Source organism: Telluribacter sp., from assembly GCF_035998675.1.
Lineage (GTDB): Bacteria > Bacteroidota > Bacteroidia > Cytophagales > Spirosomataceae > Telluribacter.
Genome location: NZ_DASYHI010000006.1, coordinates 17,346 through 33,757, shown reverse-complemented (window position 1 = coordinate 33,757; position 16,412 = coordinate 17,346). Strand labels below are relative to the sequence as shown.

The 16,412-nt window shown below is 50.1% G+C and carries 18 protein-coding genes; 3 read left to right on the top strand and 15 right to left on the bottom strand.

Annotation, left to right across the window (positions count from 1 at the left end; genetic code table 11):
• The first annotated feature begins 227 nt into the window (after window positions 1-227).
• Window positions 228-788, top strand: coding sequence for an aminoacyl-tRNA hydrolase (gene pth, locus VGN67_RS01790; RefSeq protein WP_327485049.1), 561 nt, complete (start codon window positions 228-230; stop codon window positions 786-788).
• A gap of 243 nt (window positions 789-1,031) precedes the next feature.
• Window positions 1,032-1,505 (top strand): hypothetical protein, encoded by a 474-nt coding sequence (locus VGN67_RS01785; protein ID WP_327485048.1) that lies wholly within the window; start codon window positions 1,032-1,034, stop codon window positions 1,503-1,505.
• A gap of 81 nt (window positions 1,506-1,586) precedes the next feature.
• Here the strand turns inward: VGN67_RS01785 and VGN67_RS01780 are convergent, their stop codons facing one another.
• On the bottom strand, window positions 1,587-2,990 hold the full coding sequence (locus VGN67_RS01780; RefSeq protein ID WP_327485047.1) for an OmpA family protein: 1,404 nt from the start codon (window positions 2,988-2,990) through the stop codon (window positions 1,587-1,589).
• A 71-nt stretch (window positions 2,991-3,061) separates the two neighbouring features.
• Here VGN67_RS01780 and VGN67_RS01775 point away from each other — a divergent pair, with 71 nt between their 5' ends.
• Window positions 3,062-3,937 carry a DMT family transporter gene (locus VGN67_RS01775; RefSeq protein ID WP_327485046.1) on the top strand — a complete coding sequence of 292 codons (876 nt, stop codon included), beginning with the start codon at window positions 3,062-3,064 and terminating at the stop codon, window positions 3,935-3,937.
• Between the two features lie 26 nt (window positions 3,938-3,963).
• On the opposite strand, the gene VGN67_RS01770 is transcribed toward VGN67_RS01775, so the two are convergent.
• From VGN67_RS01770 to VGN67_RS01705, 14 genes are all read right to left on the bottom strand, one after another.
• Window positions 3,964-4,407 carry a GNAT family N-acetyltransferase gene (locus VGN67_RS01770; protein WP_327485045.1) on the bottom strand — a complete coding sequence of 148 codons (444 nt, stop codon included), beginning with the start codon at window positions 4,405-4,407 and terminating at the stop codon, window positions 3,964-3,966.
• 7 nt (window positions 4,408-4,414) lie between these two features.
• Window positions 4,415-5,203 carry a PhzF family phenazine biosynthesis protein gene (locus VGN67_RS01765; protein ID WP_327485044.1) on the bottom strand — a complete coding sequence of 263 codons (789 nt, stop codon included), beginning with the start codon at window positions 5,201-5,203 and terminating at the stop codon, window positions 4,415-4,417.
• Entirely contained in the window at window positions 5,200-5,883 is a 684-nt protein-coding gene (gene hxpB / locus VGN67_RS01760) for a hexitol phosphatase HxpB (RefSeq protein WP_327485043.1), read from the bottom strand. Before hxpB ends, VGN67_RS01765 begins: the two co-directional genes overlap by 4 nt.
• A complete protein-coding gene (locus VGN67_RS01755) occupies window positions 5,883-6,596 on the bottom strand; it encodes a hypothetical protein (RefSeq protein ID WP_327485042.1) in 714 nt (237 codons plus the stop codon). Before VGN67_RS01755 ends, hxpB begins: the two co-directional genes overlap by 1 nt.
• Entirely contained in the window at window positions 6,593-6,880 is a 288-nt protein-coding gene (locus VGN67_RS01750; protein WP_327485041.1) for a YciI family protein, read from the bottom strand. The genes VGN67_RS01755 and VGN67_RS01750 overlap by 4 nt, the downstream gene beginning before the upstream one ends.
• Before the next feature lie 7 nt (window positions 6,881-6,887).
• Window positions 6,888-8,495, bottom strand: a complete 1,608-nt coding sequence (gene treF, locus VGN67_RS01745) for an alpha,alpha-trehalase TreF (protein ID WP_327485040.1) — start codon at window positions 8,493-8,495, stop codon at window positions 6,888-6,890.
• 55 nt (window positions 8,496-8,550) lie between these two features.
• Window positions 8,551-10,152, bottom strand: coding sequence for an alpha,alpha-trehalase TreF (gene treF, locus VGN67_RS01740; protein WP_327485039.1), 1,602 nt, complete (start codon window positions 10,150-10,152; stop codon window positions 8,551-8,553).
• 98 nt (window positions 10,153-10,250) lie between these two features.
• Entirely contained in the window at window positions 10,251-11,573 is a 1,323-nt protein-coding gene (locus tag VGN67_RS01735; protein ID WP_327485038.1) for an amidohydrolase, read from the bottom strand.
• Window positions 11,574-11,747: 174 nt separating this feature from the next.
• Window positions 11,748-12,020 carry a DUF4242 domain-containing protein gene (locus VGN67_RS01730; protein ID WP_327485037.1) on the bottom strand — a complete coding sequence of 91 codons (273 nt, stop codon included), beginning with the start codon at window positions 12,018-12,020 and terminating at the stop codon, window positions 11,748-11,750.
• A 274-nt stretch (window positions 12,021-12,294) separates the two neighbouring features.
• Window positions 12,295-12,747 (bottom strand): GNAT family N-acetyltransferase, encoded by a 453-nt coding sequence (locus VGN67_RS01725; protein WP_327485036.1) that lies wholly within the window; start codon window positions 12,745-12,747, stop codon window positions 12,295-12,297.
• Window positions 12,748-12,874: 127 nt separating this feature from the next.
• Entirely contained in the window at window positions 12,875-13,714 is an 840-nt protein-coding gene (locus VGN67_RS01720; protein ID WP_327485035.1) for an alpha/beta hydrolase, read from the bottom strand.
• A gap of 113 nt (window positions 13,715-13,827) precedes the next feature.
• On the bottom strand, window positions 13,828-14,556 hold the full coding sequence (locus VGN67_RS01715; RefSeq protein ID WP_327485034.1) for a carbon-nitrogen hydrolase family protein: 729 nt from the start codon (window positions 14,554-14,556) through the stop codon (window positions 13,828-13,830).
• Window positions 14,557-14,890: 334 nt separating this feature from the next.
• Window positions 14,891-15,832, bottom strand: coding sequence for a restriction endonuclease (locus tag VGN67_RS01710; protein ID WP_327485033.1), 942 nt, complete (start codon window positions 15,830-15,832; stop codon window positions 14,891-14,893).
• A 365-nt stretch (window positions 15,833-16,197) separates the two neighbouring features.
• Window positions 16,198-16,377, bottom strand: a complete 180-nt coding sequence (locus VGN67_RS01705; RefSeq protein WP_327485032.1) for a hypothetical protein — start codon at window positions 16,375-16,377, stop codon at window positions 16,198-16,200.
• Window positions 16,378-16,412 lie beyond the last annotated feature (35 nt).

Sequence of the window (16,412 nt, the reverse complement as noted above, 5' to 3'; positions counted from 1 at the left end):
TTGTAAGAAATCTTCCTGGACAACGGTGCTAAGTTAGAAAAAAAATAATAACCATGATAATTCAGGCTTGTTTCTTGCAGTAACCTCAGGGGCTGAAACAGGTACCTGCCAGGCGAAATCCAGGGAAGTACCTAATCTATAGTGTAAATAGATGCTGTACCCCCGACCGGATTTACCTTACCTTTGCGGCAAACATCCTGACCACAGTTACTATTAAATAAACCTGTATGAAATACCTTATAGCCGGGCTGGGAAACATAGGACCTGAGTATGCCTTTACCCGACATAACGTAGGATTTATGGTACTGGACCGTCTGGCGGCTCAGCACGATTTTCGGTTCAAGTTTGAGCGACTGGCCTACACCGCCGAGTGGAAGCACAAAGGGCGACAGCTCCACTTCATAAAGCCCACTACCTACATGAACCTGAGCGGAAAGGCAGTAAGGTACTATATGGACGCTTACAAGATTCCGGTCGATAACCTGCTGGTGGTGGTAGACGAGCTGCAGCTAGCCTATGGTACCCTGCGGGTAAAGCCCCAGGGCTCGCACGGGGGGCATAACGGCCTGCGGAATATCGAAGAACTGCTGGGCACACCCAACTACCCCCGGCTGCGATTTGGAATCGGGAATGACTTTCCCAAAGGCCGCCAGGTCGATTACGTACTTAACCCCTTTACAGATAAAGAAATGGACGAGTTACCCCTGTTTTTAGACCGTGCCGGTGACATAGTTACGTCTTTTTGTACTATGGGGATACAGCAAACGATGAATATTTTTAATCAATGATTGTACTATATAAAGAATTTTTGCATTATTCCTAAACAGAATGAATGTTGGTTGGCTTACTTTAATAGCGAAATAAAATACTGTTTAAATTGTAATATTAAAGATATGTATCTTTTTGAATCGTTAAATCAAAACTAAATTCAGAATAAACTTCTGTTTGAGGCTATACGTGTACTTGTTGAGGTGGCACTTTTTATGGATATTTGTACGTTCATAATTCAGAAACACAAATTGAACAATACCATGAAAAGTCTAAGAAAAAATGTTATCTTTGCCCTTGTATTCGGAGTAGTACTCGGCGCAGCTCCTGTAAAAGGATATTCTGATAGTTTAAGTAGAGATTCGAATACAAAAGCTTATGTAATTGCGAACGGAAGCCAGAAAGAATTTGTTGGCTTTATTAAGGAAGAGCTCACTGCTTTTTCGCGTTTGGAAAGCTGGAATGTGATTGAAACAGTAGTAGGATACTACGGCGAAAAGCCTTCCAGACTAATGAGCGTACCCGTTGAGCAACGTGAGGCTTTCAACAAAGCGGTGTCTAAGTTGAGCAACAAGCTCCAACGCCGTAAGGATGCCGAAGCGCAACAGTGGAAACGCAATTTAGACAAGACAGCTAACTCAATCCGGTTTATCTGGAATTTTGACTTAAACAGTCTGACACCAGTTACCTCCGAAATTCCACCACTGGTGGTACCCACTGCGGAGAGTAATCTGTAAAATGAGTTAGTTATTTTAAGAAGAAAAAGGTTAAGGGTTTAGGAATAGTCAGTATAGAGCCACCTCCCAGATGGGGTGGCTCTATCTTTTTATAGGCGTGGCCCAAACTTCCACCCGCCGGTTGGTCTGCCGCGAGGGCTCCGAATTATTATGGGAGGCGGGGCGAGTAGGGCCGTAGCCTTTGCCATCGATGCGGTTGGGGTCTATGCCCACCTCAATCAGATAATTTTTTACAATCAGGACCCGCTGCCACGACAGCAACAGGTTCTTTTCAAAATCTCCCACGTTGTCCGTATGGCCTTCCAGATTGATTTTCAGGTCGGGGCGGGTTCGGAGGAAACTCGCGACGGAGTCCAGGCGTACCCGCGCTTCGGCAATTAGGCTGTCCTTACTCTGCACAAACGGCACGGTAGCTATGGGTTTGTCAAAGAATTCGGGCGCCATATTTATCAGGCTTTTTACGGGTTCGCCCTGAGCTTTGGGCTGCACCAGTATACTTTTAGCCTGATAACCGGGCATAGTAGCTGTGATACGGTAGGTTTCGAGCGCCGGTAGCCTGAAGCGGTACTCGCCGTTTATGGCCTTGGTCCGGGCCACAATAGAGTCGCTGTTGGTAGGGCGCACAATCACATCCACATCTCCCAGAAAATCCATTTTCCGTGAATCGTACACCTTTCCGGTCACTTCCACCAGGCCCGCCTCCGTACCTATAGTGCCAGCCACCGGAGTAGTGACAGCTGGTGCAGCCGGTACTTTGGTAGTTTTGGCCGTGGTACTTCGGGTTGGGAGCTTCCGCGAAAGCTCCCGGAAACTCTTCCGCACCAGTATCGGGGTCATGACTTCGTCGTAGAGCCGGATAAGGGCCACCGAACCCGCGCTCGCTTCGTGGTTTACGACCAGGTCATCATAAAAGAAGTTAAGTACCTGGTCTGAATCCAGCATACCTTCTTTGTCCGTATCCTTAAACTCCACCTTCGACTCCCCGTCAACGTACATACGTACCATACCCGTTTCGGCATGGCGCGAATACACGTAGTGTACGTATTCGTCGGGCTGCACGGCGGCTTTCTCTCCCGTGGCCAGGTTAAAAAAGTTGAGCTTGCCGTGGTGAATGTAACAGCCAAAGTCTGACTTCCGGTTTTTGAAATCAAGTACCCTCTTCCAGCTATCGAGGGAGGTTAGCTTAAAGTATATTTCTACGGTAAAGGAGCGGCTCAGGAAACCATCGGCAGCTTTGTTGTCAAACTGCAGGCCGTTGTTTGTTTCAAACTGATAGACGGTACGGGTAGAATTTCCCAGTTCGGGCAGCGATTCCTCCACAAACTTACCTTTTTCGCCCAGGGGGCGCAGGGGGGGAGCGGTACCTTCTACACTTTCGAATTCATTGCTAAAATCATACGTCCAGCTTTTTTGGGCGAAAGACGAAAAAGAAAAAAATAGGGGTATAAAAACTAATATCCTGAACAAGGCTTTCTCACGATTCATATTTAAAAATAAAAAAGAAGGTTGGGTAGGGAAAGTGATCCTTGTATTTTTGGCAAACTGATCACTTTTCATTGAAAAATAGTTTCATCGGTCTTCTTTTTGCAATGCTTTGGGCATCGGCTTCGGTTGCTACTAAGTTTGGAGTACTGTCGGCAGAGCCGCTCGTACTGGCTAACTTACGTTTCTTTATAGCGGGTTCATTACTATTGGGTTATAGTTACCTGTTGCGGCCAGATTCATCTTACCGACTGCCTCAGGGCAGGGAATGGTACCAACTGGCCTTATTTGGCTTTCTTAACACAACGCTTTACCTGGGACTGTACGTATATGCCATGAAATATACTGCGGCCGGCATCGGTAGCCTTTCCCTCGCTACCAGTCCCCTCCTTATTATTCTGCTCTCGGTCTGGTGGCTGGGACGTAAGCCTTCCGGCGCCGAGTTGCTGGGGGTCTTGTTGGGTATGATTGGCGTGGGTATTGCCACCTATCCACTCCTGCGCGACAGTTATACTACTATGGGAGGGGTAGTTTTGTTAATGATAAGTATGGTGGCGGTATCGGCGGCGAGTGTTTACTACGCTACCATCCAATGGAAGTTACCCAATTTGCTCATTAACGGCTGGCAGGTAGCTATCGGGGGAATTATGCTGCTGCCCTTTACGGCCCTGATCAGTGATTTTTCGGCTACGCAGTGGGACCAGCGGTTCTGGGCATCGGTGCTGTGGCTGAGCCTGGCGGTTTCGACGGGGGCGCTGCTGTGCTGGTTTTACCTGCTCCGGCTTGACACCGTACGGGCTTCGTTGTGGCTGTTCCTATGCCCCCTGTTCGGTTTCTTTTTTGCCTGGTGGCTCATGGACGAACCCATTACTGTTTTTACGTACGTGGGTACTGCGCTGGTGATAGGTGGGTTGTCGATGGCCCAACGGGGAAAAGTCAGGAAAAGTTAGCTCTGGCCCGGACGGAAATATACTTACTACAGCTTTTTTTCAAGCACAATTTTGGGTTCCCCCTCCGCAGGAGCTATCAGGCCTACTATATCAAAACCGTGACGGAGGTTCAGGATGAGCATCGCGCGCCAGCGGTTCATGGTTTGGGTGCGAATGGTATGGTAGCCCCTTTGCTGACACCACGCGTGCTGCCGAACCATTAGCCCGGAAGCGATGCCCTGCTTGCGGTACGCCGCAAGTACCCCGCCCAGCCAGCTGTAAAAATGGCCGGGTTTGCGACGGTACCCCATCTTGTAGCCGATCAGTTGCTGGTCGTCGTAGGCTAAAAGTGTAAAAAGAGAGTCAGCCCGCGCGATTTCCTCCGCCAGGGCCTCCCGGGTATCGCCGGTAAAAATCTGAAAATGCAGACGCAGAAGTTCGTTGGTACTATCCGGAGAGAGCGGTCCCTCCTGAGCGACGTAACGAATCATGGGGTACCTATTCTGTTTCTATTTCTCCGGTTAAGTACAGCCTTACCTGCCCGCTGATACAAACCCGGTCGCCGTTGAGTTCGCAGCGCAGCACTCCTCCCCGCCGGGAGATCTGCCGAGCTTCCAGATGCGTTTTTTCCAGTCGCCTGGCCCAGTAAGGTACCAGGGTGGTGTGGGCCGAGCCGGTTACGGGGTCTTCATCAATACCGGACTGGGGGGCAAAAAAGCGGGACACAAAGTCAACCTCGTCGCCGGGGGCCGTTACAATAATACCGCGCGCGGGAATGGTGGAAAGAATAATGATGTCCGGCCGCAGCTCCCGTACTTCGGTTTCATTTTCCAGGACCACCATATAGTCGGTTTTTCCTTTAAATACTTCCAGTGGTACTACTGAGTCCATACTTTCATTTAGCGCCGGAGGAGGTACCGCCACCTGGAAATGATCCACCGGAAAGTCCAGCGTCAGCCATCCGTCTTTCCGAAGTACCCGTAGTTCACCGCTTCGGGAATCAAACAGGATTTCGTTCTGCGCCTTCCCCTGAACCTCAAAAAGTACATAGGCTGCGGCCAGAGTCGCATGCCCGCAAAGGTCAACCTCGGTAACCGGCGTAAACCAACGAATATGATAGCCACTTTCGGTAGGAACAAAGAAAGCCGTTTCGGCCAGGTTATTCTCCGCGGCTATTTGCTGCATCAGCTCAGCAGGCAGCCATTCGTTCAGGGGAACAACAGCGGCCGGATTACCGGCAAAAAGACGATCCGAAAAGGCATCTAATTGATATAGAGAAAGTTTCATGGTTGTTCAGAAAGTGGCATTTTTTGTACCAATGTATTAAAAATATCCTCGTTAAAATGGGTGAGGGACGGAATTTTTATATCGGCTATGTCAAATTTCGGTTCATCGTATTCGTAAGGAGCTGGTACAGCTACAGTCAGCATGCCGGCCGCGTGCGCCGAACGCAACCCGTTACCCGAATCCTCAAAGGCCACACAACGACTGCCCTTTACCCCTAATTTCTCTATCGTACTCCAATACACGTCAGGATGCGGCTTGCTGCGCTGTTCCAGTACGGCCGAATGCCACAGGGAAAAGTAGGCGATCAGGTTCAGGCGCTTTAACACGGTTTCGATTATCTCCATGGGAGAGGCCGACGCTACCGCCATGGGAATATTCCGTTCGTAAAAAAATCGGACCGTTTCCCGGGCTCCGGGCATGATCTGGGCTTCTACCCCGATTCGCTCGTGCCCCCGGTCAATAATTTCCTGTCCTACCTGCTCCTGACTTTTTCCTTCCCAGGGAAAGCGTTCGTAGAATAATTTTACAAAGTCGGCCGTACCGAGTCCGGTACCTTCCTGGCACATCTCAACCGTTAACTGTACGCCTACTGTTTCAAATATTTCTATGGCTACTTCCTGCCAGATGGGCTCAGAGTCCACCAGCAGGCCATCCATATCAAAAATCGCTGCCTCAATCATTAACGAAAACGAATTTCTAGTGAAAATATGCGTGGATTTAACTGTTGCATGGCCGGATTACTGGAAAGAAAGGTAGCATCGCCCATGACGTTCTCGGCAACGGCATCCTGATCAGTCTCGTTGTAATCGTAAACAAAAATTGCTCCAAGATAAGTTTTGCCGTTGGTCGAATAGGTAAGTTTGCCTCCTTTCCAGTCCGAAACGGTCCCGCCGTAGTCCCAGCCAAAGCCGTACAGTTCAAAGGGCTTTCCGTTGAGCTTCTCCACTTCCCTGAGCGTGGCCCCCACCCGCAGGCCTCCTTCCACCAGCCATTGCGAATTTTCGGGGCTGGTGGCCGGAATAAGCCGAACCAGCTCCGGACGGGCGTACCTCACCGTATCCTGCCACAGGATCTGGGCTTCGTCGGAAGTACCTTTGAATAGGGTAGTACCAATCCGGTATTCACCTTCTCCGATGTAAATAGTGTCCCGCCGGACATTTTCAGTACCCAGAATGGCAATAAGATTTTCCTCACTGGACTCAGGGCCTACATTCCCTACTTTTTCGCCGGGAATTGCATAAAAATCATTTGGTGAATTCTGGATTTGGGTGGTGTCCAGGGCCAGGCTCGTTGAATCGGTCTGCGAGGTTGAGTCTTTGGTCGTACTACAGGAAGCCAGTAAAGCCAGGAAAGCAACCAGGCCAAGCCCGGAGGAGATAAAGTGGCTGCTCATAACAGGGCTTCGCGGAAGGGTTTTACGTCTATTTTCTCCCACACCCGTCCCTGCACATAGGGGTCATGGTCGAGCCACTGCCGTAGACTAGTTTCGTCCTCAAAATTAACGACCATCAGCGAGCCGATCATTTTGTCTTCCGGACTGAGTAAGGCCCCGCCCATGACAAAATGACCTTCCGCTTTGAGGCGGCGGGCGGTGTCGAGGTGCTGGGGACGAACCGCCAGGCGGCGTTCCAGCGTCTGCTCGTCCGTAAAATCGTACGCATGAATGACGTAAAGCATGGTTAGGTTAAAATAGGAGTGAGGGAACGGGACTTTTTACCCGGTTTACTTTCATTTGCAAATATACACCATTCGTCCAGCCAAATCCTTCCTGTAGTTTGTATTCACCCGCGCAGGCTTCGAGGTGGGTATCAATGACGTTGTACTTCTCGAGCATCTTCCGGGTATGCTTAAAGGTTCGGGCGTTCAGGTTCAGCCAGTTGTCGCGGAGGCGGTCAGCGGTACGTTTAAGATTATAGTTTTGCAGGCCCTGGTAAGCGGTCCATTGCAAGGGGGGCCAGCCGTTGGGTACATCCCACTGCTGGCTGCTTTGGGTGAGAGTAGTGAGCAGGCCGCCCGAACGCAGAAAGTTGAGCCGGAGGTAGGTGTCAACGTAGTGGGCCTGCCGGTTGGTTGCCAGCTTAAAAAAGAGTGGATAGGTAGCGGCCAGGGTAAATGATTTGGTAAAATCTTTGGCTCTGAAATCATAATCCATGAAAAAATTGCGGGCCGGGTCCCAGAAATATTTCTGGATGGCTTTAGCCCGGACCCGGGCTTTGTGGGTAAACCGCAGACCCATCTCCGACTGCCCTTTTAGTTCGTAGGCATCGGCCAGGGTACATTCGAGGTCATACATCAGGCAGTTGAGGTCTACGGGTATGATATCGGTGGTGTGGATGGAGGCAAAGTTTTTGCCATCGCGCATCCAGCGGCTACTAAAGTCCCAGCCCGACTCGGCCGCGGCCCTGATGTGCCGGTAAACGTCGGCATCATCTACTTCCGACTCCCTCGTAGCTTCATGGGCCAGCTCAATATCTTCCAAATAAGCTTCCGGCCGGGGGGTGGCGCGGTCGTCCCAGTAGCGATTCAGGCAAACGCCTTCCGGCAGGTACACCAGCCGGCGGTAGGCCGTGTGGGGGTGACCCTGGCGGTCCATCCCGTTCATCCAGTAGTCATATTCCCGCTGTAGTCGGGGAAGGTACTCAATCAGGATTTCGTTTCCTTCTATTTCACAAAGGAGTTTTACCATGAGCGAAAAGTAAGGGGGCTGGGAGCGGCTCAGGTAGTAGGTACGGTTTCCGTTGGGAACATGCCCGAAGCGATCAATGAGGTAGGCAAAATTATCAACCATATCCCTGATCAGGTCAACACGGCCCGATTCCCGCAGGCCCAGCATGGTAAAGTAGCTGTCCCAGTAGTAGATTTCGCGGAAGCGCCCGCCCGGTACTACGTAGGTCCGGGGTAGTACCAGCAGCGAGCCGCCCCGCTCCTGTCCGCCGGGCTCCCGGGTCAGAATTGACCAGAGTTCCTCAATGTGTTCTTCGACAGTCTGCCGGGGATCGGGCTGGTAATCTATTTTAATTTCTTTGGGTATCTGAAAATTATCCTTTACAAACCGATCCAGGTCAAAGTCGGCCCGGTGCATCAGGTGAAAGTACCTTTCAATAATCAGGACGGGGTCGCAAAGAGGTATACAATCAGCGAATGTTTTGGAGTCAGGAAAGATGCGCTTCGTCTGCACATCCTTGAACAGCTTGCCGTACAACTCATCGGGTGAGGTTTGAGTTTGTCCCAGTGAAGTGGGTATTTTGGCTCGCCCGAACGGGTCGGATGGCATAGGCTTAAATCTGTTCACTTTAACGGTTTTTTTATTTTTAAACGCCTAAAGTGAGCAGAAGGTTATTACAGGCCTATTTCTTACTGTTTTTCATCCGCAGGTACACACCGTTTGTCCAGCCAAAACCATCCTGATTAGGGTACTCACCCCCGCCCGCTTCCAGGTTAGTATTGGACACGTCATACTTCTCCATCATCTTGCCCGTACTCTTAAATATTTTTTCGTTCAGGTTCAGCCAGTTGTCGCGGAGGTTAAAGGCGGTGTCGTTGATATTGTAGTTGCGGAGCGCCCGGAAGGTAACCCATTGCAGGGGTGCCCAGCCGTTGGGCGCGTCCCACTGCTGACCGGTGCGGTTAAGGGTAGTTAGTACCCCGCCCGGCTTCAAAAATTCTATCTTGATATGCCGACCGACTTCCCGGGCCTGCCGCGGATCAGCTATTTCGAAGAATAAAGGGTAGGTACCTGCCAGCGAGAATACGTTGCTGAACTGCTGCGCCACAAAGTCGTAGTCCATGTAGAAGGTACGGGTCGGGTCCCAGAAGTACTTCTGGATGGCCGCCTTCCGGGCTTCGGCCTTTTGGCGGTACTGTCCGGCCAGCACACCCTGGTTATTCAACTGGTAGGCCTCAGCCAGGGTAGCTTCCAGGTGGTACATCAGGCAGTTAAGGTCCACGGGCAGGATTTCCGTAGTCTGGATGGTGGAGAAGGTCTTGCTGTCGCGGAACCACCGACTGCTGAAATCCCAGCCCGACTCGGCGGCGGCCCTGATGTTGCGGTAGGTACTCTCCGGCGGGGTACCCCCTTTGACTTCGGCCTGGTGGGCCAGTTCTACATCTTCCCGGTAGGCCTCGGGCCGCGGCGCCGGGCGGTCGTCCCAGTAGCGGTTAAGAACTACATTGTCCGGTAACCGCACCACCCGGCGGTGGGCCCTGTAAGGTTGCGAAAGGCCGTCGGCACCCTCCATCCAGAAACTATACTCTTTCTGCATCTGGGGTAGGTACCTGCTCAGTACGGCGGGGCCTTTCATCTGACTGTACAGGCGTACCATCAACGAAAAGAAGGGAGGCTGGGAGCGGCTCAGGTAGTAGGCCCGGTTGCCGTTGGGAATATGCCCGTAGGTATCAATGAGGTAGGCAAAGTTGTCAAGCATATTTTCGATGAGGTCGCCCCGGCCCGACTCCCGCAGGCCCAGCATAGTAAAGTAGCTGTCCCAGTAGTAGATTTCCCGGAAGCGCCCACCCGGTACCAGGTACGGTTGGGGCAGCGGAAGCAACGAACCGGCTCCTTTCTGGTCGTCGGGCGTGCGGGTAAGTACCGGCCACAGCTGCCGAACGTGCTCGGCGGTGCTGAGTTGGGTATTACTGTCGTAGCCCGTGTTAGGAGTTGGGGGCAGGCTGAAATTTTCGCTGACAAACCGGGCCAGGTCAAAACCCGGCTGCCCTTTGGCGCGGCTGTATTTTTCCAGAATCAGGGCCGCATCGTACAGGGGAATGCAGTCGGGGAAGGTCTTGGAGTCGGGAAATACGCGACTCATCTGGACGTCTTTAAATAAGGGGCCGTACAACTCATCGGGCGAGAGACGGACCTGGCCCGGTGCAACAGCGGGGGCAAGTACTAAAGCAAACAATGTGAGGAGAGGGTAAGCGTAATTACTAATTTTAAAGTACTTTTTCATTGGGTTGTAGTTGGTGCGAAACCTAAAAGCAGTAGTCACTTTTTAATATCGGGACTTTAAAAACTGTGTGTAGCCAGGGGCCGAAACCTACCAGTACTTTACTTGCCAAACAGGTTCAGCGCCGCCAGGCTCATGGCCGTAACGCCCGTTTTGATGGTAGGCTCGGGTACGGGAGCAAAGAAAGGGGAGTGCAGGGAAGGTAGTTGTTCTCCTTTGGCTTTGGCCGCCTGTATTCTTTCCGGGGCCAGGGTACCCAGCCAGAACATACAGATAGGTACCTTTTTGTCCATATCAAAACGGCTGAAATCTTCCCCAACCATGTAAGGTTCCATTTCAACTACTTTATCCTGCCCGAATTGGGTTCTGAACACGCCTATGAGCCGGCGGGTCAGGGTGGGGTCGTTGACGGTAGCGGGGGTTTGCGGGTCGCGAATGGAAATTTGGGGCATTTTAGAATTATCCAGCCCCACCGACTGCGCCAGACTCGTGCTGATGCGCCGGATGCTTTCGATAATTTTCTCCCGCACCTCCGGACTGTACGAACGCAGGGTCAGCTGCATTTTTACTTCGTCGGGGGTGATATTATGTACGGTACCTCCGTGAATGGAGCCCACCGTTACCACGGCCGGGTCAATGGGGTTGAGGGTGCGGCTAACGACGGTCTGGAAGGCCATGACCATCTGGGCGCTGAGTACTACCGGGTCTTTGGTGGTATGCGGGGCGGCTCCGTGGCCTCCTTCCCCAAAGACCGTAATGTCCATCATGTCCACGCTGGCCATAAAAGGGCCTTCGCGGTAGCCGATGGTACCGGCCGGCAGGAACGGGTTATCGTGCAGGGCAATGGCGAAGTCGGGTACCGGGGCAAAGTCAAACAGGCCCGCCTTGAGCATCAGGTCCGCGCCGAGGCCATTCTCTTCGGCCGACTGCGCCACCATCACCAGGGTACCTTTCCACTGGTTTTTTAGCTGCACCAGTGTACGGGCGGTACCCACAAACACGGTCATGTGAATGTCGTGGCCGCAGGCGTGCATGATATTGACCTCGTTACCGGCGGCGTTGACGCCCCTAGCTTTACTGGCGTAGGGAAGGCCGGTTTTTTCTTCCAGCGGCAGCGCATCCATGTCGGTCCGGATCAGTACTGTCGGGCCGGGGCCGTTCATAAGTACTCCCACTACGCCGTGGGCCCCCATTTTTTCCTTAACCTGAAAACCCAGCGCCTTTAGCTCGGCCGCCATTTTCTGGGCGGTTTTTTCTTCGTGGAGTGAAAGCTCGGGAGTCTGGTGCAGGTCTTTGTAGAGCCGGTCCAGCGTGGGGTAAATAGTCCGGGAATAGTCCTGCACGGCCTTTACGGCCTGGGGCGACTGGCTATGGGCAAAGCCGATGTATCCAAAAAAGAAAAGAAGCGATAGCCGGGCTCTCATGAAATATTTTTTAGCCAGCAAATATAGAAGAATTTTCAGACTGTTACCGGACTGACCAACAGCCGGTGGCTAACCTTTTGGAAGGAGAACAAAAAGATAAGCGGGCACCTCAGCGGGGTGGTGAACCTACCTGAAGCGCCCGTTTGGGCAAGACCTGAATTCACTATTTTGTTCTTACTCAGCCGTTGTGGGGTCGATGACCGTGAATACCTTATTGACCGCGTTGGCGGGGAAACCGCCCTGTTTGGCGTGCTCTTTTACCGTGTCGATGTCAGGCGCATTGTAAATGCAGTAAATTTTGTCGCCCGTTACGTAGCTCTGTACCCACTGGATATGGGGGCCCATGGAGTTCAACACCCCGCAGGAAGTTTGGGAAATCCCTTTCAATTGCTCCGCGGTTAAATCTCCGGCTCCCGGAATTTCCCGCTCAATCACATACTTTGGCATACTGGTGTGTTTTTAGATTCCTACTCGTCAGGCTTTTCGGTGGCGCCCCGTTTTTGGTGGTCTCTGGTCTCCACGTATATAGGTAAGTACTAAGTATTTTTCCGTCAGGATGAGCAAAAGAGGTCAGGCTTAACCCGTAGATTAAAATTACTAAAAGTTGCTGACTATGTGGGATTTATTTAGTGCGGAGTTATAAAAATGCGGCAGGAAGTACTTATCTGTTTCATGCTGGAAATTTCATTTTAGTAAGTGCGATAAATTGACCCAAAATCTTTCAGGGGGTACCTCCGGCCAGAGGCAGAGTCATGTAGTACAGGTCAAAGCCTTCGGCCCAGTAGTCCTTTTCCATTTTTTCCAGCCGAAAGCCCCCCTTTTCATAGAATTGATACGCCTGCTGCGTGGTGCGTACCACGACCAGCTCTACCTCCGGGTTCTTCCTGATTTCGTTGATTCTAAATAAGGTCAGCTCTTTGCCAAGGCCTCTGCCCTGGTGGTCGGGGTGGATTATATCCCACGTGATCCGGGCGAGCCGATCGTCGGGGAAGTAGTTAATGCCTCCGCAGCCAACTAGTTGTCCATCCTCCTCTACTACAAAGTAGCTTTCCAAATGCCGGTCGAAGTACTCTCTAAAGTCCTGCTCCTCGGAAGAGTCGAAGTACGTTGGCGTGTTGAGCTTCAGGAGGTGTATAAGCTGCTCCTTATCGGCGGGAGTATAGGGCCTGATCATATAAGTAGCTGTTAGCTTATAGCCGTTAGTTTTTATTTTACTGATAGTTAACTACTTATGTCGGGATATAGTAAATGTTTAATGCAAACTGATTTCGATGAGGCACTTATTTTATTTTGATCCATTATTATTTCCCCAATTGGGTATCGAGCCAGTCCGTCATAGTCCTGAATACTTCCTTCTTTTCGGGTTCGTTGTGTAATTCATGAAAAGCACCTTCGTATACGGACAATGAACATTTATCACCCATCGACGCGGCAAATTCGGTACTACTGGTAGCGAAGGCGATGGCGTCGGACTGGCCGTGCAGGAGCAGGAGGGGAAGCGGAAACTCCCGGGCGTGTTCCAGCGTCCACTGATTCACCCCGATCATAATCTTGCCAAACCCCAGGGTTACTTTGTCGTGTACCAGCGGGTCGCTGGTGTAGGCCTGCACTACGCTGGCATCGCGCGAAATCTGGGTGGGGTCGAGGCCGCTGGGCAGGGACACCCCCGGCAGAAAGGTACCCAGTACTTTGGCGGCCATGACCTTGGCGGGTTGTTGTTCCAGGGCCGTGTGCAGGGCCGGACTGGTTACTATGGCACCCTGGACAGCGGGTTTGCGCTTGAGTCCGTAGTGCAGGACCAGAATTCCCCCCAGGCTATGCCCGTACAGGAATAGCGGCAATTCGGGGTAGCTGGTACGTGCCTGTTCCAGGAGTCCGTCAATATCCTGCATGACGGCTTCAATGGAGGGTATATGTCCGCGCGGCCCTTCGGACCGGCCGTGCCCCCGCGTATCGGCCGCGAATAGCGCGTAGCCCTCCCGGACAAAGGCCTCCGCCACGTGGGCATAGCGCGCGCTGTGTTCACCCAGACCGTGTACCAGACAAACTATCGCTTTAGGTGGCTGGGCATCCGGCTCCCAGCCCTGGCCCAAAATCGTGAGCCCGTCACGGGATTTCCATTGGGTTTCCAGGTGTTTCATACCCTAATCGTTTATTTGTTTAGTGTCGGCCCATTTTATCCGGAATAGCCGATACCTAATTCTATATTGAGAACATTTCAATTAATAATTATTGAAGTGGCAAAGCAGGTACTTTATACTCTTAGCTCTGTTGTTCCCTGCGTCTCTGTATCAAAAATAAGAATTCCTTCATCAGTACCAGTAAGCTCCCCCACAAGTACCCCCTGCTTATTCCAGACGGCCGACCGGCCGCCGCAGTCAAAGTTATCGCAGTGCCCCACGCAGTTGGCCATCAGAACCGTCATGGCGTAGGTACTTGCTATTTCGGCCAGCCGCTGATGCGCTTTCTCCACCCCCTCCACCGACTTCGCCACGCTGGCAAGGTAGATACCGGCCCCCCGTTTGGCGGCGGCCTCCGCGTGCTCCGGGACCGAAAGTTCGTAGCAAATGGCCAGGGCTATTTCCCCCTGGGTACCTGCTAGCCCCGAAGTACTGGGGCCGCTCACAAAGTAAGGTACTTCGTCGGCGTGCAGGTATTGCTTGGAGTAGAGCTGCCGGGGCCGATTGGGCTGAAAAAGTGCCAGACTGATGCAGGTACCCGCCGGGGCCGGGGTAGGTACTCCCACGCCCAGGGTCACCTGCCGGCTATCGCTGATTTCCTGAAATACATCCAGACGGCTATCGTCCGGGCTCATGGCCAGCGCTGCGGCCAACTCCGGTTCGTATCCCGTGATGGATAGCTCGGGGAAAATAATCGTATCAGCTCCGTACGAGAGAGCCAGTTCGATCCATTTTTTATGGCTTTCGATATTGCTTTGGATATCGCCTTTATAGGGACGGGTCTGGGCTACGCAAAGTTTCATAAGGTGAGGTCAGAACTATTTGTGGATTTGGAGTAGTTGCGCGAGCATTTCTCACTTACCCAAAGGTGGCGATGTTCTTCAAAATTGTCTGCTTCATCTAGGCCTCCATCTGCTCGGGTGAAACCTGATTCTGCGCGTTTTCGTGTCTGAAAATCAGCATGTACTCTTCCATAGGTACCTTTTTAGTTGTGATTGGATGCTCTAACTACACCCTAATGATAAATGAGGTTGAGTGGATTGGACGGGGGCGGTAGAGTTAAAAATTCAAAACATGGTGGATGTTTTGTACCATATTTGAATGGAATAATAACTTTGAAAGTAAAGGTTATTTATTTTAATCCAATATATCTTTAAGTTTTGAAAATACATCTTCCATCATAGATAGCTGGTTATTGTCAAATACAACATGATTTATTGTAATAAAGAATGCTGAAAAATTTGGTTTAAATGAAACACCGAAGCTATTAATATCCGGCAAAATATTTTCTCCTGTATATAATTCTATATCTTTTGATATTCTTAAAAATTTATTTGTTGTTAAATTGCCAGTTATTTTTAAGTCTGGATGGTATTCATCCAACATTATACAGTTGGCTAAATTTGGATGAATTAATAAACTTTTATCAGAATTATTTAATGAACTTACAAAGCTATTGTGTTGCCTAATAGATAAAATCATACTTTCAGTAGTACTATATATTTCATTTAAGATCATTCTAACATTTTTCTGCTTGTGTTCATTATCTAAATAATATGAAAAGAGCTTTATAGGTTCCTTATATATATGTATCTCAATCCACCTTTTATAAGATTTTGGGAAAAATCTTATAAATATATTCCTCATCTTAGGATTACTAATAACATTATTTTCGATTTTTTCACAGTCGAAGATTTGGTATGCGATTTTACTGGAAATTCCATTTAAAATATCTTTTAATCCACTCGAAGCAATTGTAGAATAAAATCCTATAAATCCAATACACCCATTACTAATTACTCGATCGTATACATTTTGTTCAATTGTAGGGTTTATTGAATTATTAGATTGAGCATAATGCTTACAGCTTACTAGCCAATATACAGTAGTTTTGCTTCCACTAACCCCTATTCTTTCTTCCATTACTTTAAGATCCATACCTCCATCAGCCCCTCTGCCAGGTTCATCAATAATTTCATATCCTAGTTCCTTAAAGAAATCTCTTGCAAACAATTCAAACGAATCTTGATTTCCAAACTTTGAATTCCTAGTTGGAATTTCTGTAAAATCTATAATCATATATTTAGCTAATAAGACTGTGTAATTTCTTGTAATTACCTAGGTTAAGATTCAATAATGTATCTATGGCATTGTATGCTTATTTTTTATCTTGGTTGAAAGATTATAGTTATTGTCAATTTTCTTGGAATTTAACAGTATCTACAACTTATTCACCATCTTTCCTCGGGCAAGTCAGGCTTTTCCGTAGCGGATGGCTTCGGGTGTTTCTCCCAGTGTGTACTTTTTATGATTTATGTTTTTATCTTCCCAGCTTCAATAAATTCTTTCAGGCAATATAAATCTTATTGGCTTCACTTCAACTTAAGATTTCTTGGTTTATTTCCTCTTCTTCAATATACCTATTAACATAATACCACCCCAACCTACCTCCCCTCCAACACCCTCACCGCCTCCGCCAGCCAGTCCTGATTGGGAGATAGACGGATATGCGGGGCAATGCCTACGTACTCGTACTGCGATAGGTTTTTGTACTTAAAGGTAGTACTTCGGAGGGTATAGTGGTAGCAGGGCGTCTGGCTTTCCATGACATTGCCAAAGCCCATGAAGCCACCCGAGTTTTCGCCCAGGGTAAGTACCT